We start from the raw sequence: 20,407 nt of genomic DNA, 5'->3' as shown, positions 1-20,407 counted from the left end.
TAGTTTCATAGAATCTGCGTTCATCTGCGTTTATCAGCGGTTTTTAAATTACAAAAATCTTGCAAGCTTTTCAGGGTCGCCTGCCGCGCTCACAAAGTCTTTCAGCTTATTCAGGGCTGCGCCGCTGTCGATAGAATGAGCTGCCGCTTTTATCCCTGAAGCAAGAGTATCTGCCTTTCCGCTTACAAGCAAAGCCGCGCCTGCATTGATGACTATGATATCACGTTTTGCTCCCATTTTTCCTTTTAGCACCTCTACAATATCGCTTGCGTTTTCTTCCGGCGTACCGCCTGCTATATCACTGATCGAAGCGCGTTTCACGCCCAGCTTTTCAGGTGTCACTGTATATTTTGTTATTCTGCTGTTGTTCAATTCCACTATCTGGGTTTCGCCTGTGTTGGATATCTCATCCATCCCGCTGCCGTGTACAACAAAAGCTCTTTTTGTCCCGAGAATATTCAGCACATTCGCCATCGTTTCGCACAGGGAACTGTCGAAAACACCTATCACCTGTGCCTTTGCATTTGCAGGGTTCGTAAGCGGTCCAAGGATATTGAACACTGTCCTGAAACCAAGGTCGCGCCTTATCTGAGCCACACGTTTCATTGAAGGGTGGAATACCGGGGCGAGCATGAATCCGATGCCCACTTTTTCTATGATATTTTCCACATCTTTGGGCGATAAGTCAATCGTTACGCCGAGCTCCTTGAGCACATCTGCGCTTCCTGATTTCGACGTGATGGAGTAGTTGCCGTGCTTTGCGACAGGAACGCCAGCTCCCGCTGCCACAATCGCAGCACCTGTGCTGACGTTAATCGTGCCCGTGGAATCCCCTCCCGTGCCGCATGTATCAACAAGTATTCCAGCTACTTTGGGGCTTATGATATTGGCAGCCTTTTTCATGCCGCGAGCCAGACCTGCAATCTCAGGCGGCGTTTCGCCTTTCATCTTCAGTGCGGTCAAAAAGGCAGCTATCTGTGCATCATTTGCTTCGGTGAAGATTTTAGATATTGCGGTTTCAGCCTCATCTGCCGTGAGGCTCTGGTTCTGGACGAGTTTCTGGATATATTCTTTCATAATGCTCACTGTACAATCTTGTACGTCAATGTATAAATGAATACATTGTATATAAAAGTTATCCTTTAATATGATAACAGCAATTAGGGGAGGCATGAAACAGCAGAATGCATACAAATTGCTCGCCGCCTTCATGATTTTGATCATGATAATCGTGCCTATCGCTTATATGGTAACAAGTCAGAGTGATCAGACTCAGCAGACACCTGTGCCGCCACAGCAGGAGAAATATAATCCCGAATATTGGGTTGTGAACCAGCCGCTCTATTCCATCTCAGACGCACTGAACATGACGCCGTATGGTGTTGTGACTGCGGATTATGTTGATCTTGAGAGTATGACGCCGCAGATGGCACAATGGGCAAGGCAGAATTTTCCTGTCATCAACGAAGCAGATTCGATCTATAACTCAAGTTCCACAAAAGTGTATTATTCAAACCTGCAATCCGGTAAGAACAGCTCATTCCTGCTGCTAAGTACGATGTCTCCAGAAAAAAATGATTTTGAGTATATTATGTTACCTAACACAGATCTCCCCATCCTCATAAGACAAGAGCAGCAATTTAATGGGTTGTACAATATAATGGGAAATCCAGTCATTCTTGCACCACCACAAACCGCGATTGGTGTCCTGAACATCATCTATAGCCAGAATAAAACAACTACAGCCTATGACCCGTACGAAGGACTGCTAAGCAAAGTGGAGCCGGCACAGTTTCAGATAGTGAATTCAAATGTGAGTTTTGCAAACCAGTTTTACATGGGTATCGGAACTTCAATCAATGGAACTTACGAGAGGACTACAGCCTACCTCAATATCAACCCAAACAACTTTACAAGGCTCAACAGGTTAAGAATAAACAGCACCCAGCGAGGTTTTGCGCAATACAACATAACCCGACGTGAAAATTATACCGTCATTAAGATAACTTCACCTGACCTGTTCAATGTAGTGAATGAAGAAACTTCCTAAGCGCAAAATATATACCCCATGGTGCTGTAGTGAAGCCGATACTTTTAATCAATGAATTATGAAGGACAAAATCCTGAAGGAGTAATTAATATGGCACAAGCGTACATAAAATTTGAAGTTCCCGCCGACCTGTCCAATAAGGCATTAGAAGCCCTTGAGATGGCGCGGGATACCGGAAAGATTAAGAAAGGAACAAACGAAGCCACAAAAGCAATCGAACGCGGCATTGCAAAACTTGTAATAATAAGCGAGGACGTGAACCCGCCCGAAATTGTGATGCATCTGCCTGCACTGTGCGAAGAAAAGAATACACCGTATATCTATGTCAAAAAACAGGTGGAACTCGGGGCAGCCTCCGGATTAAGCGTGGGAAGCGGGGCAGCGGCAATAATAGAACCGGGAAAGGGCAAAGAATTGGTAGAAGAAGTGGCGCAGAAAGTCCAGGCATTGAAGAAGTGAGAGCATGGCAGACGAGGAAAACGGGTATCCAGCTGAAATAATCGAAATCGTCGGCAAAACAGGTATGCATGGAGAAGCCATGCAGGTACAGTGCAGGATACTTGATGGAAGGGATAAGGGCAGGATTATCACCCGCAATATTGTAGGTCCTGTAAAATTAGGGGATATCCTGATGCTGCTTGAGACTTCAAGAGAAGCAAAGAAATTAATGTCAAGGTGAAACCATGGAAAAAAGGAAATGCTCTTTCTGCGGTGGGGCGATAGAGCCCGGCACAGGCAAGCTTTATGCAAAGAAAGACGGAACTGTGTTCTATTTTTGTTCAACCAAATGCCAGAGGAATTTAGACCTCGGCAGGATACCCCGCAAGGTCAGGTGGACAGAGGCTGGGCGTAAAGCAAGAGGGAAAGCAGCAGCTTAAGGGTGGGAATTTGGAGCGCACCTATGTGATGGTCAAACCAGACGGAGTGCAGCGAGGTTTGGTGGGCGAAGTGATAGGACGCATAGAGCGGCGCGGACTTAAAATAGCAGCCCTGCGTTTGAGTACGATTTCCAGGGATTTAGCCAAAAAACATTATGCTGAACACTCCCAGAAACCTTTTTTTAATTCATTGGTCGATTTTATAACCTCGGGACCATCGGTTTCCATGGTGGTTGAGGGGAAAAATGCAGTGTCGGTAATGCGCGCAATAAACGGCGCTACAAATCCTGCGAATGCAGCCACAGGAAGCATACGTGGTGATTTTGCCCTCGATACCGGGCGCAACCTTGTGCATGCAAGCGATTCGCCTGAGGCGGCAAAAAAAGAAATAAACATGCATTTCAAGGATTCCGAGATATTGGAATATTCCAGAGTGGATGAAGCCTGGGTGTACGAATAAATATAGAAAGCTGCTTCATGTCTGATGTGATTGCTCACCAAAGCCTATTCAAGACTTTTGGTAACTTTTTTCCATCCATCAAGTCTAATAAGCACTGAAGAATGAATTTCCCTTATTCCATGTTGAGATCTCGTTACAGTTTCTCGACGAATAGGAAAGTATAAAATCGTATCATTATCTGTCTGGCTGAATCAATATAAGCCAAAATCGATAAATTGATTTCATTGGCTTTTATTCTTGTAATGAAAATTAATATTTTCTTTATTATTATAGCTTATTTCGTCTCTCAGTTCTTTTCGCAGGCAATCGATTACCACAAAAATCCCGATTATTCCAAAAACCCACTCTAGATACTTTATCGACAATATCGATTCTCCAGCCGAAAAATACACGTAACCTTGTATATTTGCATATGCCCATATAAAAAGAATTACAGCCGTATAGCTTATTACAGTCACTAAACCTAATACTCTACCCAATTTCATTAATTCTGGAAAATTGACAAAATTGATGCTTTTTTTTGTATAGTCATAATTGGTATTGTTTATGAAATTCTTCGACAAATGCGCAGAATTCGTTGAGGTTACCACCATTGTAACATTAGATACGGCAGGTGTAGTCCAGTATGATGAAGGGGTTGCTGGAAGTCCACAAGAAATCTTGCCATCTATAGAGCCTGTAATATCATTTGCAGTCGCCCCTCTCATGAACATAGGTTCGCCTGTTTCATAACTTCGAACCTCTTCTCCTTTGCTTTTTCTTTTGACATGGATTTCATTAACGCTACAAAATTTTGACATATGATAGATTTTGTTTTCCTCTGATATAAATATTATGATACTAATCATACTCATAATGATGGGAATAAATTTAAGAATCGTATCATGGAAAACTGCACAGAAAAATACGATTTTGGATGCTAAAGTTTAAACTATAGAGCTTGGGCGCGCACTCAATTACTGGCAGGTATTCCCCAACTATTTGTACTTGCGTTTAAGAACCATAACTCTAAGTTCTCCTCACTAACTTCTCCTGGCCGCCGATACCACCATAATTGCAAGTCCCATATCCTTAATAATAGTTTAATATGTTTAAATGCGTCATAGCATGTTATGGCATTTATAACCGTCTTAGCGCGGTTATGGTATAGCAAAGAGAAACAAAAAGCATACAAATTTATATAAAAGCACTATGGCTCAGAACCTGCGCACTCCCATCGTGTGCGTGATGGGGCACGTTGACCACGGCAAGACTTCGCTCCTTGACAAAATAAGGGGTACCACGATAGCCGAGCGGGAAGCGGGTCTGATAACCCAGCATATAGGCGCGACAGAAGTACCGCTTGAAGTAATAAGAAGAGTATGCGGAGCAATTTTCAAGGGCGAGACAAAGGTACCGGGCCTGCTTTTTATAGATACTCCCGGGCACAGGGCTTTCACCACTCTCAGGGCAAGGGGAGGGGCGCTCTCTGACCTTGCGGTGCTTGTTGTGGACATAAACGAAGGATTCCAGCCCCAGACAATAGAAGCCATCGAAATCCTTAAAAGATTTAAGACCCCGTTTATCGTGGCTGCAAACAAGATTGATAAGATCCCGGGCTGGAACCCGCAGCATGGGCAGGCGTTCATACTATCGTATCCAGAACAGGCAGAGCATACAAAAACCCTGCTTGATGAAAAGATATACGTAATCATAGGAAAACTCTATGAAATGGGGTTCAGCTCGGACAGGTACGACAGGGTTCGTGACTTCCAGCGCAACATTGGCGTGGTCCCGGTAAGTGCAAAAACAGGCGATGGGATACCCGACCTCCTCATGATATTGATGGGACTGGCGCAAAAGTTCCTCGAAAAGGACCTGGAATACAGAGCCGTCGGACCAGGGACAGGTACCGTTCTTGAAGTGAAGGAAGAGGTGGGTTTGGGAACCACGCTTGATGTGATATTATACGATGGGGAGTTAAACGTCGGGGATACGGTAGTTGTGGGGAGCAGGGGAAACCCCATAACCACGAAGATAAGGGCACTTTTAAAACCAAGACCACTTTCTGAGATGCGCGCTGAAGAGAAATTCAAGCAGGTAAAGAAGGTGGTTGCGGCATCCGGTGTTAAAATTGCAGCCCCAGGTCTTGAAGGCGCGCTTTCCGGCTCGCAGATACGGGTGGCTACGGACAATATCGAGGAAGTGGCGGCGGCGATAAAATCCGAGATAGATGCGGTGAGGATTGAGACAGAGTCAAACGGCATATTTATTAAAGCAGATACCATCGGCTCACTTGAAGCCCTTGTGAACGAGCTGAAGAAGGAGAATATACCGATACGCAGGGCTGACATAGGCGATATATCAAAACGGGACGTTGCTGAGGTAAAGACCATAAAAGACCCGTTTTTTTCTGTAATAGTTGGATTTGAAGTGGCTGTCCTGCCCGATGCCAGGGAAGAGCTCATGGGTTCGGATATCAGGGTATTCATAAACGACGTCATATACCGGCTCATAGAGGATTACAAGAAATGGGTGAGCGAGCAAAAGCAGCTTATCGAGAAAAAACGTTATGAGACCATCATAAAGCCGGGCAGATTTACGATACTGCCAGACTGTACGTTTCGGCAGAGCAAGCCTGCTGTTGTGGGCGTTCGTGTTCTCGGGGGTGTGATAAAGACCAATCTGGATGTGATGAAGGAGAACGGCGTAGTTGTTGGAACAATAAAAGGAATTCAGGAAAACAATGAGAATAAAAGCGAAGCCGCGACTGGCAAGGAAGTTGCAGTCGCTATCGATGGACCCACCGTGGGGCGGCAGATAAAGGAAGGGGATATTCTTTACATAGACGTGCCTGAGAAGCATGCGAAGATCGCAGAGCAGGAGCTTTTCGAATCCATGAAAATTGAGGACAAGGAGACGCTCATGGCATTTATGGAGATAAAACGCAGAGGGAATCCTTTCTGGGGCAAGTGAAGGGTAGTTTAAGACCAAAATTTATACTTCCTTTATTTTGTCTCGACAAACTATATATATTGTTATTTTCAACTAAATCAACTGTAAATTTTAATTCAAAGGTGAAAATAAATGACTGGACAGGTTCCTCCAATACTTCCGTTTGCCCCGGTTGAGCGCATTATCCGAAAGGCAGGAGCAGAAAGAGTAAGCTATGACGCAGGCATTGAGCTTGCAAAAATCCTTGAAGATTATGGGATTGAAGTGTCGCGTGAAGCCATAACACTTGCAAAACATGCCAAGCGTACCACGGTCAAGGAAGAAGATATCAGGCTTGCGGTTGCGAGGATAAAGAAATAGCTTTTGATATAATGACAATTGAAGATGCTCTTGGCTATACTTTCTCAGACAAAAATTTATTAAACCGCGCCCTGACAAGAAAGGCTTATGCGAATGAGCAAAAACAGCAAAATAATGTATGCGAAGACCAGGAAATATTCCGGACTCTTGGCGATGCTGTTTTGAAAACTGCACTGGTGGATCGACTGATAGCATCAGGCTGTAAGACGCGGGAAGATATCACGAACCGGAAAATGGAACTTGAGAGCGAGGAAGGGCTTGCAAGAATCAGTCGGGAACTCGGAATCGGGGATTCTATTAAACTGGGTCTTGGAGAGATAAGACAGAAAGCGAATGAAAAACAGTACGTTCTCGCCGAAACTCTTGAAGCTTTGATAGGTGCAATCTATCTTGACGGGGGGTATGATGCCTCCCGGAAAACCATTATCGAATGGTTCAAGATTTAATATCATGCAGCTGCGGAAGGTAATCCATATTGGCGGGGTCTTAATCCCGGTAATCGCAGGCTTCATCGGGAAGAACCAGACGATTGTTCTTTTGTTATCGGGTTTTGCTATTTATCTTATGCTCGAAGCCCTAAAACAAAAAATTCCTCCGCATATTCTTTCCATGGTTTACAGGGAAAACGAATTAAAAGATTTCTCTATCGAGCCCCTGTCGTATTTCATATCCGTTCTTTCACTTCTTTACCTTTCGTTTTTCATCGATGAAAAGATATGTTTTGCCGCAATTGCAGCTCTTGCTGCCGGGGATGGCGTTGCAGGCGTGGTGGGCAGGAGATACGGGCGGCACAGGTTCTCATTTAATACGAATAAATCATGGGAAGGCACGCTCTCAGGATTCATTGCTGCATCGTTATCAGGCTTTTATTTCGCAGGCTGGATAGCGCTCGTCGGGGGCGCCTTCGGGATGCTGGCAGGTGCAGTTAATAAGCATGATAATATCGCAGTCCCGTATGCGGCGCTGGTGGCAATGTTTCTGGCTCGATACGCAACAATCTGGATTTAATCCGAAGGTAATATGTACAATCATTTCCTTTCTGTGACAGATGAAACTGAATCTTCCCGAGGCCGATGCTTTCCTGATGGTGTCTGAAAGCGAGCACAATGCAGACATGTACTATGCCACAGGGTTTTTAGCATACGATTCTTTCATATACCTTAATTCAAAGAACGAGAAGCTTCTTGTCTCAGACATGGAACTCGGGAGAGCGCGAAAAGAATCAAGAATCGGGGAAGTGCTTCCTACCTCGAAATACAGCATAATGGAAAAGCTCAAGGCACACAAGGATGTTGATGCCGCGTACTGCGAAATGATTTGCGAGTTCCTCCATTCCGAGAATGTAAAACGCATTGCAGTGCCGTATAATTTTTCGGTTCAGCTTGCTGATTGCACAAGGAAGGATGGTTTTGATGTTGTCCCGGTTAAAAGCCCGTTTCGTGACATGCGTGAGATTAAAAAACAAAGCGAAATCAAAGCCATAGAATATGCCCAGAAGACAGGCGAAAAGGCGCTTGCAGAAGCGCTCACTGCTATTAAAAATGCAAAAATAAAGCGCGGAGTACTGTGGCAGGAAAATTCGCCCCTGAAAACAGAGGATGTAAGGGCGATCATTGAGAGGGAGCTTCTTTCACTTGGCGCCGAGGCATCGGACATCATTATTGCATGCGGGAAAGGAAGCGCAAACCCTCACTGGAAGGGGGAAGGAGAATTGCGCCCCGATGAACCCATTGTTATAGACATGGTTCCGCGTTCAAAAAAAGAGAGGTACTATTCAGATATGACAAGGACTGTGATGCGCGGCGAACCTTCGGAAGAATTAAAAAACATGTACCTCGCTGTCAGGGATTCACAGGCTGCTGCGATTGCGAAAATAAAAGCAGGCATCAGCGGAAGCGAAATCCACGGCATCGTGTGCGATCTTCTCGAAGAGCGGGGATACGAGACCGCAAGGGGCAAAAGCGGCGAATTCACAGAAGGCTTCATCCACTCAACCGGGCACGGCGTGGGGCTTGACATCCATGAAGCTCCCAGCCTGAGCGAGAATGGAAAGGAGCTGAAAGCAGGTGCAGTGGTCACGGTTGAGCCGGGTCTGTATTACAGGAAAATCGGCGGCGTAAGGCTTGAGGACGTGGTGCTGGTCACCAAAAGCGGATGCAAGAATTTAACTACGTTTGAAAAGAATCTGGTGCCTGGATGAAAAATAGCGATGAAATAATCGAAAAATACCGCCATGCTGGAAAAATCCTTTCCGAAGTAAGGGAGGAGGCAGTTAAAAAGGTGGCGGAAGGTGCAAGTTTGCTGATGGTAGCCGAGTTCACTGAAAACCTGATACGGGAAAAGGGTGGAGAGCCTGCTTTTCCTGTGAACATCTCAAGAAACGATGAGGCTGCCCATGCAACCCCGTCTTTCAATGATACGGCGGTTTTCGGGAAGGATATGGTGAAGCTGGATATCGGAGTGCATATCGACGGATACATTGCAGACACTGCTGTGACCGTTGACCTTTCCGGCAATCCCAGACTTGTTGAGGCAGCCGAAGCTGCTCTGGAGAGGGCGCTCAAGTTCATCCACGCAGGCGTGAATACCTCGGAAATAGGGGGCGTGGTCGAGGATACCATCGGTTCGTTCGGGTTTAAACCCATAATCAACCTCACAGGGCACGGGCTTGCACAGTACATCCAGCATGCTCCTCCGTCCATTCCCAATAAACGAATGCCGCACAGCGTTGTGCTCGAGGAAGGGGATATAGTTGCTATCGAACCATTCGCAACCAATGGTGCTGGAAAGATACACGATGCAGGCAATGCCGAAATATATCATTTAATATCGAATAGACCCGTTCGCCATCCTTCTGCCAGGGCATTATTGCAGGAGATAGGGAAGTACAAGACACTGCCTTTTGCGAAAAGATGGCTCGGGGAGCGCGTGGATTTCGCCCTCGTGCAATTGATCAAAGCAGGCATCATCCAGCCATACCCTGTATTGAAGGAAATCCAGGGCGGGCTTATCTCACAGGCTGAACACACCATTCTTGTTACTGCTGACGGATGCGAGGTGATAACTAAATGAGGCTCGTCCCTGTCTTTCTTTCCCTTATTATCATAGCCACCTCAGCAGGTGCTGCCAGCGCCGGACGCCAGTGGATTAATAACATTACAGTTAACGAATATAATATGACCTGGGGCTACACCGAGACATTTACAGGCATTGATTCAGTGATATACAGGACAAGTATCGATTCAGAGTTTGGAAATAACGACAGTTTCATTACCGCATGGGAGCTCCTGAAACTTGATAAGGAGATTCGCAACAGGCTTCGAAGCGCGATTGACAGGGAACTGGATGTCAGGATAAAGACCCCGTATTTAAATACAGGGATTAACGAAACAGCCGGGATTGAGGTGATTGATGTGGATTCTTCGCTGTCGCCAGGGATTATCGGGAATACCAGTATTTCAGATCCTATTGAAAACAAGTACAAAGTCACTTACAGGTGGAAGGATAGTATTTTTAACGCGAGCAGTATCTGGTTCCTGGGAGAGGCAGGGTCGCCTGTAACAATAGTCTTGCCGCCAGGGGTTGATGTTATTAATACCAGCGGTATGAGAAATGTCACAAGAATTTTCAGCGATCATGTTGAGATTACAGGATTTTTCAGGGGAGTTTCTCAGAATGTGTCCGAGAATAGGGGTGAGATTACCCTGAATCTGGCTAAAAATACATCTTTTGTGGTTCAGCCATCTGTGGCAAATGTTACGAATGCCACTTCGCCTGCGGGAGAGAAGGTTACAAAACCCGTGACTGAAGTTGCATCAAAGGCAAGGGATGCAAGTGTATTTGGGGCTGGGATTGTAATAATTTTATTGATATATTTTTTCAAGGTGAGGAAGGGATAGTTTTTATTTTTCCATTATGACCTGTATAGATAAAACCTCGCCTTCTTGTAATTCATCAATGTATAATTTTTAAAATACCTGCTCAAATCAGCCTTTTCATTCCCAAAAGGTCTGACAAGCAGGTCAGCCCCGACTTCCTTTGCAACTTTTGCCATAGCTTCCTGAAGGTCGATTGGCGGTCTTATTGAATATATAAGAGAGGCATTGATGTAGAGCGACAAATCAGGTGCGAATATATCATCCCTGCAAAATTTCACTCCAGGAGGTTTCTGTTCATTGACATCGGTCACGACCACATCCAGTTTATCTTTTAATAGCAAAGCAACATGCGGCAGGCTGCCCACACCCACTTCCACCACCTTGTTCCTGTAGTTCTTAAGAATATATTCTGCAATGTCTTCGTAATCCGAAATCATTTTTTAAATACGGGGATTATTCCCGCAGCTCTGGCGGGAGCATGTTGGGTATGCCGTCATCTATTGGATAATACTCCTTGCATTTCCCGCAGTAAAGTGTTCCTTTTAAGATTTCCTTCTCGTTCTCTTCCGTAACCTCAAGCACGAGGTCGCCTTTGCACATCGGGCAGCACAGGATATCCATCAGGTCTCTTTTCATAAGTTTACACCTTTGTTCCTTAAAATGCTTTATTTATTATCAAGTTATCGAATGCTATTCTTTTTTAAGCTCATAAATTGAATATATACCTATGTTGCGCACGTTCATAGCCGTGGAATTGCCTGACAGGTTCATTCCTGAGATAGAAAGAATAGAATCCGTGCTTGATACAGCCGGCATCAAACTCGTAGAACCCCCGCAGGTACATATAACCCTGAAATTCCTGGGGGATATCTCCGAGGATAACGTCGAGCCCGTTGTATCCGCCCTATCTCAGATTAACTGCAAGCCTTTTGACGCAAGGATTAAAGGAGTCGGGATATTCCCGAAGCCTGCCTATATCAGGGTCATCTGGCTCGGCGCCGAGGGGAATTTCGAGGCGCTGCATGGCGAGGTTGAACGAGTACTTTCGCCTTTCAAGTTTGAAAAGGATGATAGGTTTTCCCCGCATGCCACGCTTGCGCGGGTGAAGCAGCTCAAAGATAAGGCAGCGCTCCTTGAAAAAATAAAAAAACTGGAAGACATTGACCTCGGCGCGATGAATGTGGAGTCCATAACCTTAAAGAAAAGCACGCTTACCTCGAAGGGACCGATTTATGAGACACTGAGGGAAATAAAACTACAATGAAAAACTTTAAGAAAGTTTTATCAAACGACGGGTATGGTGCGCCATACCCGGACACGCCCTCCCGAGGCGTGACTCGGGAAGGGGATATAAAATATCCCCTATACGTCATAAAGGGGCGTAACCCTTTATGAAAAACTTTAGGAAAGTTTTATCAAAACAAGGGGTATCGCAGATACCCCTATACGTCATAAAGGGGCGTAACCCTTTATGATCGCCATCAATAAAATCTGCGCCTCGATCCTTTCACGCATAAAACCCGGCGAAGCAGAAAAAGTCAGGCTCGCATCGCTTGCCGAAAGCATAATCGCCAGAGTTAATTCCACAGCACAGCAGGAAGGCATCAGCGCCAGCGCACAGCTCGTGGGCTCTGCCGCGCGCGGAACATGGATATCAGGAGAGCACGACCTTGATATTTTTATCATGTTCCCTCCTTCCCTGGAACGCGAGGAACTTGAAGAAAAAGGGCTCTATGTCGCACGGAAAGTCTCGCAGGATGCGCAGAGCTTTGAAGAGCGGTATGCTGAGCATCCCTACATCCATGCCGTCGTTGACGGCTTCGAGGTCGATCTTGTCCCTGCTTTCAACGTGGAGCGCGCTTCGGAAATAAAATCCGCAGTTGACAGGACACCCTTCCACAATATCTACGTTGCCTCCATGATCAAGGGACTTGAGGACGAGGTGCTGCTGTTAAAGCAGTTCATGAAAGGAACAGGCGTCTACGGCTCGGAGCTTAAGACGCATGGTTTTTCCGGCTATCTTGTGGAACTGCTTGTAATTCAATACGGCTCATTCATGAAGGTTCTTGAAGCATCGCGCGACTGGAAGCCTGGAATAACCATTGACATAGAAGAGCACGGTACCGCTTCACACAATGACCCCATGGTCGTGGTTGACCCTACCGACCCGCAGCGCAATGTTGCTGCGGCGCTGTCGCTTGATAACCTGTGCATTTTTATGGATAAAGCCTGCGAGTTCCTGGAAAATCCTGATGAGGCTTATTTCACCAGGAAGGTTCCAGAGCCGCTTTCGGATGATGAATTCAGGAAAATCCTTGCCGCAAGAAGGACATCACTGATAGCCATTGAACTTGAAGCGCCTGATGTAGTTGAGGATGTATTATTCCCGCAGCTTCATAAGCTTGAATATTCCGTCAATGAGATGTTCGAGAGATACGAATTTTGCGTGTATAACAGCAGCGTGTGGGCTTCTGATAAAAAAGCGATTGTACTGTTTGAACTTGAGACTGCAAGGCTCCCGCTGGTAAGGAAGCATGGCGGTCCTTTTGTCTGGTCAAAAGAACATGCTCTTGCATTCAAATCCAAATATAAGGATTCGAACACATTTTCCAATGTATTTATCCGGAACGGGAAATACATGGTTGAGATCCCGAGGAAATATCACGAGGCTCCGAAACTTGTAGATTCGGAAATCCTGAATTGCAGCCTGGGAAAGCATCTTGCGTTGAGCATTAAAAAGGAGCTTCATGCACTGGAAGATGAGAAGATACTGGATGTCAAGGATGAGGAATTCAGGAAGTTTCTCAGGAGATTTTTCGAAAAATAGAAAAGCGATAAAAGTATCATGAATTATAAATATATAATCCTTGTTTTAACTATTTTTGCGGTGCTCGGATGTCTCGGGACATCCGCATACAAAGTAGTTTCGCCTTCAGATTTAATGTCGAATCCGGGAGCGTTTGAAGGTAAAAAAATCTGCATCAATTTGATTTTTGAGAATAATACTGTTTCAGGAATCCCATTTGAAAAAACCGTGAATTTTACAGGAGAGTATAGAAATTGGACTCTTTCCAGTGTGTGCGGCACATACAAAGCCGGAAAACTGGAAGCCGATTCTGCAAACCTGATTCTTTCGATATTCACGGAAAAGGATGTTTACCATTCGAATGAGACATTGAAAGTGCAGTTAGACTTTAATTCATCTGACGATGGAAAAGGGCAGATTCAGGTTTCCGGGATTAACAATGCGTTTGGCAGGGCATCGATAAGCGAGACAAGGGACGCCTCTATTAGAAAAGGCTCAAACAGATTTGATTTTGAGTTCAAGACCCCATCATGCGAGGAATGTTCTGCAATTGCGCCGGGCGTGTATTCCATCAATGCCACAGTAAATTTCGGCGGAAAGGCTTTTGAGACCTATAAGAAAATCACACTTGAGAGGGAAGGCTCAAACGTTTCCGCGGCGTCAGGCAATATACAGATTAATAATACACCGATTAGCAATCGGCTGGCAAATAATAACACACAGACCGTGAATAAATTAACAGTTGAATACTTTTATGACCCTTCCTGCTCAAAATGCGCACAAGCTACGCCTGTGGTTGAGAATGTGGTCAACTCCTACGGCGAAAGGGTAGTATTTTCAAAATACAATGTTCTCACTACCGAGGGACTTGAACTTGCGAAAAAATACAGTCTCCCTGGCGTGCCGTCGATTGTCATAAACAAAGAAAAACTGATAGCATACGAGGACTATAACGGCGATACAGCAAAGCTTGAAGCACTTTTAAAAGCAGCTCTCGAAGGCACATCCGTTTCCCAAGGCAATGTTTTAGTGGAAAAAACAATTACTCTGTCGGTGCCATCTGTGCTTGTGGTGGGTTTCCTGGCAGGCTTTAACCCCTGCCTCCTGGCTATACTGGCTTTTATCGCATCCGTCACCCTTGCAACCACAGGCAGGAGGCGCAATGTTCTTCTTATCGTCATAATGTTCAGCCTCGGTATTTTCGTGACTTATTTGATAGTGGGGATAGGCATATTACGGATATTTGAACAAACCCCGGCATTGCAGACCACTATCAGGAACATCCTTGTGGTTCTGATAGGAATCCTCGGGCTCTGGCATGTGTATGATGCATATCATCTCCGGAAAAATACGGAATCCTCCTTCTATACCCCGAAAGCTTTCATCCGCCTGACGGAGAGCGTGACCAGGAAGGTCAGCCTTCCAGCCTCATTTTTGATGGGTGCCATCTTCTCTCTCATAAAAGCCCCATGCGTGGGCGCAGTCTATTTTGTGATTCTCGATATGGTACGAAAAGGTGAGGGTACAGGATTTGTATATCTTGCAGCCTACAACCTCGGCGTGGTGCTGCCTGTGCTTGTGCTTGGCGCTGCCATTGCATTCGGCTTGAATCCTGAAAAGGTCGAGAAGTTCAGGAAAGAAAAAAGAGCACTGCTACGCCTGATTACCGGGGCGACATTGCTCATAATTGCGGTTTTGATGTACGCAGGGATAATTTAACTCAGGAGCGAGCCTATAACCGTGTCAAGATTCTCTGCCGTCGGGGGATTGACCTCAATATTCCCGTTGATTATGATTGTAGGAGTGCTTTGCACGCCGTATTTATTCATGAGTTGGAGATTTGCATTGGCTGCATCACTCGCCTGATTTCCCTCAAGTTGCGGGTTGAATTTTGATGAGTTAAGTCCTATGCTCGCTGCCACGCTTTCGAGGGTCTGCACGTTCTGCATCATCATCAAATCTTCTTTTCCTTGCGTTAATCCTTCCGCAGCCGCCTCATTAAACAAGGCATCCTGCATCTCTTTGCCCTTCCCCATGTGGTCAGCGATGATATAAGCTTCGATGCTCTTGGTTGATTCTCTCCCTAGCCATACTATTGGAACATAAGTTATCGTGACATTATCGCCATATTTTTTCAGAATCTGGGGCAGGTTCATATGAAGATTATAACAAAAAGGGCAGTTGAATTTCAAAAACTCCATGATTTTAACCTTGCCGGGCTCATAAGTAGTGGGCAAATCTAGCTTGACATACTCTCCGGCAGTCGGAAGTTTCTCAGCCGGCTTCACCTGTGGGGTGGAAGGGAAATATAATACCAGCGCCGCAATAACAACTATTGCCAGCACTGCCACTGCTGCATATATTAGGGTCGTGTTTGATTTTTTCTCGGGGAGCTTTTGCTTCTTCTTTTTAGACATTTACTTAGTTTATCAGGTTTATCTTTTATAACCATTGCGGCTGGTGGGAGCAAAAGGTATTAATTACAGCGCGTCAATGTATATATGTTCGTAACATAACGAATTATAAACGAGGTAAAAGAACTAAGATGGAAATAGAAACAAATAACGTAAGGAACTTTCATGCACGATTGGATAACGCAAGGACACTGGCAGACATCTTTGAGGTTGTGAAGTCTGCGGTATGGGAGAGTAGAAAAAAGAGCCGTGGCGGCATCATGCTCGGACTGGCAAACCTGGGCAACCACCCGCAGGGGTTTTTTGGAGCCTTCTATCCCGTGGGCTCAAACGTCATCGTAATGAATAAAATCCCGCTTGAGAGAATCAGTGAAACAAGACCAGAGCTTTACAAACCCTACATCTTTCATGTCCTGCTGCACGAGTACCTGCACACGCTGGGGTACCTCAGTGAAAGCGGAGTAAGACAGATGGTTTTGGAGATTACAAAAGAGGCATTCGGGGAAGAGCACCTTGCCACAAGAATAGCTGCTGACACAACGCATTTCTTCAAGAATCTTGTCTATCCCGATGCTGCATGGCAGGCTGATGATATGAGGCTTGAGCTTGTGGAGGGTTTTGACAGGGGAAGCGCAAGCTACATCGCTTAGAGTCAACAGGAATCTCACCGCAAAGACGCAAAGTTCGCAAAGATTGCACTACGCTTTGCGTTCTCTGCGCCTCTGCGGTGATTTAGTTAGACCAGAAGCACATCCACAAGCAGAAGCTCCGCATCCTTTTTTGCTTCAACGCGCAGTTCTGCTTCTTCCGTGATTTTTGCTGCGCCCAGCGCTGGAATGTGGATGCCGTTCACATCCAAGGGTCCGCCCTCCAGCACGTAGAGGTATGCAGCTCGACCGGCAGCAAGCCTGTGATTTGCATTTTTACCAGCCTCCAGGAAACAGGAATAGACCGCTGCATCCGAGACTATGCGCAGAGCCCCTGGATGGGAATTGGATACGATGGGCAGGAATTTATTCGTCCTGTCTGCTTTTTCAACTTTTTTCTGCTCTACCGAGGGTTCCAATCCGTGCGTTGTCGGGAAAAACCACATCTGGATGAAGCGCATTGGTTCGTCAGGCTTGTTATTGATCTCAGAATGCCACATACCCTTTCCAACTGTGGTATGCTGCACCCAGCCCTTCCTGAGTATCCCGCCTTTCCCGTGCTCGTCCTCGTGCCTGAACTCCCCGCCTGCGCAGTAGGTCACGACCTCGTTATCACGGTGAGGATGCAGAGGCCAGATTGCGCCGGGGGAGAGCGTATCATCGTTAAACACGCGCAGGGGGCCGAAGTGGGTATATTCAGGATCGTAGTACTGGTCAAAGGAGAAGTGCCATCTTCCGTGAAAGGTGCCGTTCTGGATTTGACCGCTTGCTTGATAGATGGTTTCTGGATTTCTGACTATTATCATTCAATCACTCCCTTATTATGGTAAAATGATCCTCTCACATAAAAATATGACGTTCTGTATCAGACCTCTTATATACAAAGAAAAAGTATTGCCATTGATATTTATGAAGACAATCGAAGAACTTACCAAGAAAGCACTTGAACTTCAGGCTGCAGGGCTTTTAACAGGTCAGATTGCGGATGAACTCAACGTTTCCCGCGAGACCGCCACATGGCTTCTGACCCATGCAAAGAGAGGAGATGCAGCGGCGGCGCCCAAGGATATTTACATCGACTGGAGCAACATCGGCAGAAGTTCGATCAGGCAGCGTCTGGTAGCAGGCGCACTGACAGATATGATACTTGACTGCCTTGATGAATCGGCGTGCGTGGATGTTGTGGTTGGTGTTGCCCTGAGCGGGATTCCGCTTGCCAACCTTGTAGCAGATGAACTTGGATGCGAATTCAGCACATACCATCCGAATAAGCAGAAATGGGAGCCCGGGTCGAAAGAAAGAAAAGGCACAATCAGCCAGAACTTCGCGCAGGTGGAGGGAAAGAACTGCGTCCTGATAGACGACGTTGTCACAACAGGCACAACACTTTCAGAAGCCGTGGCTGTACTTGAGGGAATGGGAGCCAAGACTTTAGCAATTGCAGTACTGGTAGATAAGAAAGGTACAGATGATATCTCAGGCGTGCCCCTGAATGCTCTGCTGCGCGTGACAAGAGTGGACAAGATAGAATAGCATGCCTGACTGGCAGATACATGACAAAAAACCTCATGGTAATAGGAACTGCATCCCATGTGGGGAAAAGCGTACTTGTAACTGCGCTTTGCAGGATTCTGTCAAAACGATATAACGTCGCTCCTTTTAAGGCGCAGAATATGAGCCTTAACTCGTGGGTAACAGAGGACGGACGGGAGATAGGGATAGCCCAGGCGATACAGGCGCAAGCCGCAGGACAAAAGCCTTCTGCTGATATGAATCCAGTTCTCTTAAAGCCAAAAGGAGATCATATCTCTCAGGTGATTCTCCTCGGGAAACCTTATGCAGACAGGGAAGCCGGAGAATATTATGATTCAATAGACGGGATAAGGTCAATCGTCAAGGACGCATATAGCCGGCTTGCGTGTGCCCATGAAGTGATTATAATCGAAGGTGCAGGAGGCGCGGCTGAGATCAACCTTTACCATCGTGACATAGTGAACGTCGGCATGGCGCGTTATGCAAAGCCGCCGATGATACTTGTGGGGGATATCGAGCGCGGCGGGGTGTTTGCAAGTATCTATGGTACTTTGCAGTTATTACCTCCTGATATACGACAGCTTGTTCGCGGGATTGTGATAAATAAATTCAGGGGCGATATGAAACTGCTCCTGCCCGCCATAAAACAGCTTGAAGGGCTCACGGGTCTGCCTGTACTCGGGATTATCCCGTACATGGATATGAAAATCCCGTCCGAGGACTCTGTGTCCATAAAAGATAAAATCCAGAACAGCAAGCCGGTCAGGATTGCAGTGATAAGGCTTCGTCATATCTCAAACTTCACGGATTTTGAGCCGCTTGAGCATTGCGCAGATGTCAGGTATATCGAGCCTGGCGATGAATTAAATGAGCCGGATGCTATTATATTGCCCGGCACCAAGAATACCATGGACGACATGAAAGAATTAAGCTCAAAAGGAATGGACAAAAGAATAACAAAAGAAGCGGACAAAGGAATTCCTGTTATAGGAATCTGCGGGGGCTACCAGATGCTGGGCAATGATATCAACGACAGCGGGGTAGAAGGAAGCTGCGGCGCATGTTCGGTAAAGGGTCTGGGACTTCTCGATGTATCCACTCAGTTTGGCAGATACGAGAAAAAAACAAGGCAGGCAGAGAAGATTGTTACAGGAGACGGGGCTATTCTCGGGCTGATAAAAGGTGAAAAAGTAAAAGGGTACGAGATCCATATGGGTGAAACTGCTGGAGGGGAGCCCGCCTTCGGGGATGACGGGAGCGTGAGCGATAATGGACTTGTGATAGGTACATACCTTCATGGGCTATTTGAAAACGAAAATATAAAAAACTCGTTCCTTGGCTATTTATATAAGCGCAAAGGACTGACCTATACAGATGAAAAAATGAGCGATGGTATAGAGGAACTCGCAAAGCTTGTTGGGGCTCATTTGAATATGGACTTGATATACAGCTTTCTGGAGGAACATGAAGCAGCTTAAAGAAATTGCACAAAAGATAAAAACCATGCAAATACGGGGCGCGGGCAGGATTGCACGGGCTGCGGCAGGGGAGCTTCGTGATTATGCAGGCAGGATAAAAACAAATGACTTGGACGAGTTTAACAAAAAGATGAATTATGCCGCAGAGCTTCTTGTGAGCACGCGCCCCACTGCGGTATCGCTGCCAAATGCTGTGAGGGCTGTGATGCGGTATAAAGGTGAAACCGTGGATGAGGCAAAAACCATTATTAAAAAACTGGCAGATGAATTTATCGCCGGTTCCGAGAACGCGGTCAAGAGGATAGGAGAGATAGGCGCAAGGAGGGTGCGAGACGGGGATACCATAATGACGCACTGCAACTCTGCGGCTGCAATCTCGATTTTTGCGGCAGCGCATGCCCAGGGAAAGGCTATCAACGTTATCGCCACGGAATCACGCCCCAGAATGCAGGGGCATATTACGATAAAACAGCTCGATGCCATCGGGATAAAAACCTCTTTGATCGTGGATTCAGCTGTGCGATATTTCATGAAGGATGTTGACCTTGTGATAATGGGAGCTGATGCCGTGACTGTGAATGGCTCGGTCATCAATAAGATCGGGACTTCACAACTGGCATTGGCTGCCCATGAAGCCAGGAAAAATGTGATAATAGCTGCCGAGACCTATAAATTCAGCCCACGAACGATATTGGGTGAACTTGTTGAGATAGAGGAGCGCGACAGCAGTGAGGTCATAAGCGGGGAAATGCTGGGCGAGTTTACCAATGTGTGCGTGAAAAACCCTGCGTTTGATGTGACACCGCGTGAGTACATTGACCTTATATGCACCGAGGTCGGGGCGATACCTCCTGAGATGGCATATATTATTATCAGGGAATACCTGGGATGGGAAATTGGCGAGATGAACTTTGACGGCTATCAAAAGCATTAAGTATTATACTATTAATATTAAATCGGAAAGGAGAT

The 20,407-nt window shown here is 46.1% G+C and carries 25 protein-coding genes; 19 read left to right on the top strand and 6 right to left on the bottom strand.

Annotation, left to right across the window (positions count from 1 at the left end; genetic code table 11):
* Positions 1–48: 48 nt before the first annotated feature.
* A complete protein-coding gene (trpD, locus tag O8C68_12860) occupies positions 49–1,077 on the bottom strand; it encodes an anthranilate phosphoribosyltransferase (protein ID MCZ7396681.1) in 1,029 nt (342 codons plus the stop codon).
* 94 nt (positions 1,078–1,171) lie between these two features.
* Between trpD and O8C68_12855 the strand changes: the two genes are divergently transcribed.
* From O8C68_12855 to ndk, 5 genes are all read left to right on the top strand, one after another.
* Entirely contained in the window at positions 1,172–2,050 is an 879-nt protein-coding gene (locus O8C68_12855) for a hypothetical protein (GenBank protein ID MCZ7396680.1), read from the top strand.
* Positions 2,051–2,140: 90 nt separating this feature from the next.
* A complete protein-coding gene (gene rpl7ae, locus O8C68_12850; GenBank protein ID MCZ7396679.1) occupies positions 2,141–2,509 on the top strand; it encodes a 50S ribosomal protein L7Ae in 369 nt (122 codons plus the stop codon).
* Positions 2,510–2,513: 4 nt separating this feature from the next.
* Entirely contained in the window at positions 2,514–2,729 is a 216-nt protein-coding gene (locus O8C68_12845; protein ID MCZ7396678.1) for a 30S ribosomal protein S28e, read from the top strand.
* A 4-nt stretch (positions 2,730–2,733) separates the two neighbouring features.
* Complete coding sequence (locus tag O8C68_12840; GenBank protein ID MCZ7396677.1) at positions 2,734–2,928, top strand: 50S ribosomal protein L24e; 195 nt, start codon at positions 2,734–2,736, stop codon at positions 2,926–2,928.
* A gap of 10 nt (positions 2,929–2,938) precedes the next feature.
* Complete coding sequence (ndk, locus tag O8C68_12835) at positions 2,939–3,388, top strand: nucleoside-diphosphate kinase (GenBank protein MCZ7396676.1); 450 nt, start codon at positions 2,939–2,941, stop codon at positions 3,386–3,388.
* Positions 3,389–3,609: 221 nt separating this feature from the next.
* Here the strand turns inward: ndk and O8C68_12830 are convergent, their stop codons facing one another.
* Positions 3,610–4,188 carry a hypothetical protein gene (locus O8C68_12830; protein ID MCZ7396675.1) on the bottom strand — a complete coding sequence of 193 codons (579 nt, stop codon included), beginning with the start codon at positions 4,186–4,188 and terminating at the stop codon, positions 3,610–3,612.
* Positions 4,189–4,579: 391 nt separating this feature from the next.
* Between O8C68_12830 and infB the strand changes: the two genes are divergently transcribed.
* The 7 genes from infB to O8C68_12795 all read left to right on the top strand — a co-directional run bounded on the left by infB (position 4,580) and on the right by O8C68_12795 (position 10,581).
* Positions 4,580–6,343 (top strand): translation initiation factor IF-2, encoded by a 1,764-nt coding sequence (gene infB, locus O8C68_12825; GenBank protein ID MCZ7396674.1) that lies wholly within the window; start codon positions 4,580–4,582, stop codon positions 6,341–6,343.
* A gap of 111 nt (positions 6,344–6,454) precedes the next feature.
* Positions 6,455–6,682 carry a histone family protein gene (locus tag O8C68_12820; protein ID MCZ7396673.1) on the top strand — a complete coding sequence of 76 codons (228 nt, stop codon included), beginning with the start codon at positions 6,455–6,457 and terminating at the stop codon, positions 6,680–6,682.
* 11 nt (positions 6,683–6,693) lie between these two features.
* Positions 6,694–7,128, top strand: a complete 435-nt coding sequence (locus O8C68_12815) for a hypothetical protein (protein MCZ7396672.1) — start codon at positions 6,694–6,696, stop codon at positions 7,126–7,128.
* 4 nt (positions 7,129–7,132) lie between these two features.
* Positions 7,133–7,690 carry a hypothetical protein gene (locus tag O8C68_12810; protein MCZ7396671.1) on the top strand — a complete coding sequence of 186 codons (558 nt, stop codon included), beginning with the start codon at positions 7,133–7,135 and terminating at the stop codon, positions 7,688–7,690.
* 40 nt (positions 7,691–7,730) lie between these two features.
* On the top strand, positions 7,731–8,882 hold the full coding sequence (locus O8C68_12805) for a Xaa-Pro peptidase family protein (protein ID MCZ7396670.1): 1,152 nt from the start codon (positions 7,731–7,733) through the stop codon (positions 8,880–8,882).
* The gene (gene map, locus O8C68_12800) at positions 8,879–9,754 is read left to right on the top strand and encodes a type II methionyl aminopeptidase (GenBank protein MCZ7396669.1); all 876 of its coding nucleotides are present in this window, start codon (positions 8,879–8,881) and stop codon (positions 9,752–9,754) included. The genes O8C68_12805 and map overlap by 4 nt, the downstream gene beginning before the upstream one ends.
* The gene (locus O8C68_12795; protein MCZ7396668.1) at positions 9,751–10,581 is read left to right on the top strand and encodes a hypothetical protein; all 831 of its coding nucleotides are present in this window, start codon (positions 9,751–9,753) and stop codon (positions 10,579–10,581) included. Before map ends, O8C68_12795 begins: the two co-directional genes overlap by 4 nt.
* 14 nt (positions 10,582–10,595) lie before the next feature.
* Here O8C68_12795 and O8C68_12790 read toward each other — a convergent pair whose 3' ends face one another.
* Both O8C68_12790 and O8C68_12785 read right to left on the bottom strand, forming a co-directional pair.
* On the bottom strand, positions 10,596–10,997 hold the full coding sequence (locus O8C68_12790) for a UPF0146 family protein (GenBank protein MCZ7396667.1): 402 nt from the start codon (positions 10,995–10,997) through the stop codon (positions 10,596–10,598).
* Positions 10,998–11,013: 16 nt separating this feature from the next.
* Positions 11,014–11,196, bottom strand: a complete 183-nt coding sequence (locus O8C68_12785; protein ID MCZ7396666.1) for a methytransferase partner Trm112 — start codon at positions 11,194–11,196, stop codon at positions 11,014–11,016.
* A gap of 91 nt (positions 11,197–11,287) precedes the next feature.
* On the opposite strand from O8C68_12785, the gene thpR reads away from it, so the two are divergent.
* The 3 genes from thpR to O8C68_12770 all read left to right on the top strand — a co-directional run bounded on the left by thpR (position 11,288) and on the right by O8C68_12770 (position 15,085).
* On the top strand, positions 11,288–11,824 hold the full coding sequence (thpR, locus tag O8C68_12780; protein MCZ7396665.1) for an RNA 2',3'-cyclic phosphodiesterase: 537 nt from the start codon (positions 11,288–11,290) through the stop codon (positions 11,822–11,824).
* 207 nt (positions 11,825–12,031) lie between these two features.
* Positions 12,032–13,387, top strand: coding sequence for a CCA tRNA nucleotidyltransferase (gene cca / locus O8C68_12775; GenBank protein ID MCZ7396664.1), 1,356 nt, complete (start codon positions 12,032–12,034; stop codon positions 13,385–13,387).
* Between the two features lie 18 nt (positions 13,388–13,405).
* Positions 13,406–15,085: a sulfite exporter TauE/SafE family protein gene (locus tag O8C68_12770; GenBank protein ID MCZ7396663.1), complete on the top strand. Its 1,680-nt coding sequence runs from the start codon at positions 13,406–13,408 to the stop codon at positions 15,083–15,085.
* On the opposite strand, the gene O8C68_12765 is transcribed toward O8C68_12770, so the two are convergent.
* The gene (locus tag O8C68_12765) at positions 15,082–15,783 is read right to left on the bottom strand and encodes a thioredoxin domain-containing protein (GenBank protein MCZ7396662.1); all 702 of its coding nucleotides are present in this window, start codon (positions 15,781–15,783) and stop codon (positions 15,082–15,084) included. The two genes, O8C68_12770 and O8C68_12765, sit on opposite strands and share 4 nt — an antisense overlap.
* 128 nt (positions 15,784–15,911) lie before the next feature.
* On the opposite strand from O8C68_12765, the gene O8C68_12760 reads away from it, so the two are divergent.
* Complete coding sequence (locus O8C68_12760) at positions 15,912–16,430, top strand: hypothetical protein (protein ID MCZ7396661.1); 519 nt, start codon at positions 15,912–15,914, stop codon at positions 16,428–16,430.
* Between the two features lie 86 nt (positions 16,431–16,516).
* Here the strand turns inward: O8C68_12760 and O8C68_12755 are convergent, their stop codons facing one another.
* Complete coding sequence (locus tag O8C68_12755; GenBank protein ID MCZ7396660.1) at positions 16,517–17,233, bottom strand: pirin family protein; 717 nt, start codon at positions 17,231–17,233, stop codon at positions 16,517–16,519.
* Positions 17,234–17,336: 103 nt separating this feature from the next.
* Here O8C68_12755 and O8C68_12750 point away from each other — a divergent pair, with 103 nt between their 5' ends.
* From O8C68_12750 to O8C68_12740, 3 genes are read left to right on the top strand one after another with little or no spacing between them, the layout of a single operon-like run.
* Positions 17,337–17,960: an orotate phosphoribosyltransferase-like protein gene (locus tag O8C68_12750; protein ID MCZ7396659.1), complete on the top strand. Its 624-nt coding sequence runs from the start codon at positions 17,337–17,339 to the stop codon at positions 17,958–17,960.
* 20 nt (positions 17,961–17,980) lie between these two features.
* Positions 17,981–19,438: a cobyric acid synthase gene (locus tag O8C68_12745; protein ID MCZ7396658.1), complete on the top strand. Its 1,458-nt coding sequence runs from the start codon at positions 17,981–17,983 to the stop codon at positions 19,436–19,438.
* Complete coding sequence (locus O8C68_12740; protein ID MCZ7396657.1) at positions 19,425–20,372, top strand: ribose 1,5-bisphosphate isomerase; 948 nt, start codon at positions 19,425–19,427, stop codon at positions 20,370–20,372. The genes O8C68_12745 and O8C68_12740 overlap by 14 nt, the downstream gene beginning before the upstream one ends.
* Positions 20,373–20,407: the final 35 nt, after the last annotated feature.

The organism is Candidatus Methanoperedens sp. (assembly GCA_027460525.1).
GTDB lineage: Archaea > Halobacteriota > Methanosarcinia > Methanosarcinales > Methanoperedenaceae > Methanoperedens.
Note: the sequence above shows the minus strand (reverse complement) of the source record. Positions and strands in the feature narration are given on the sequence as shown.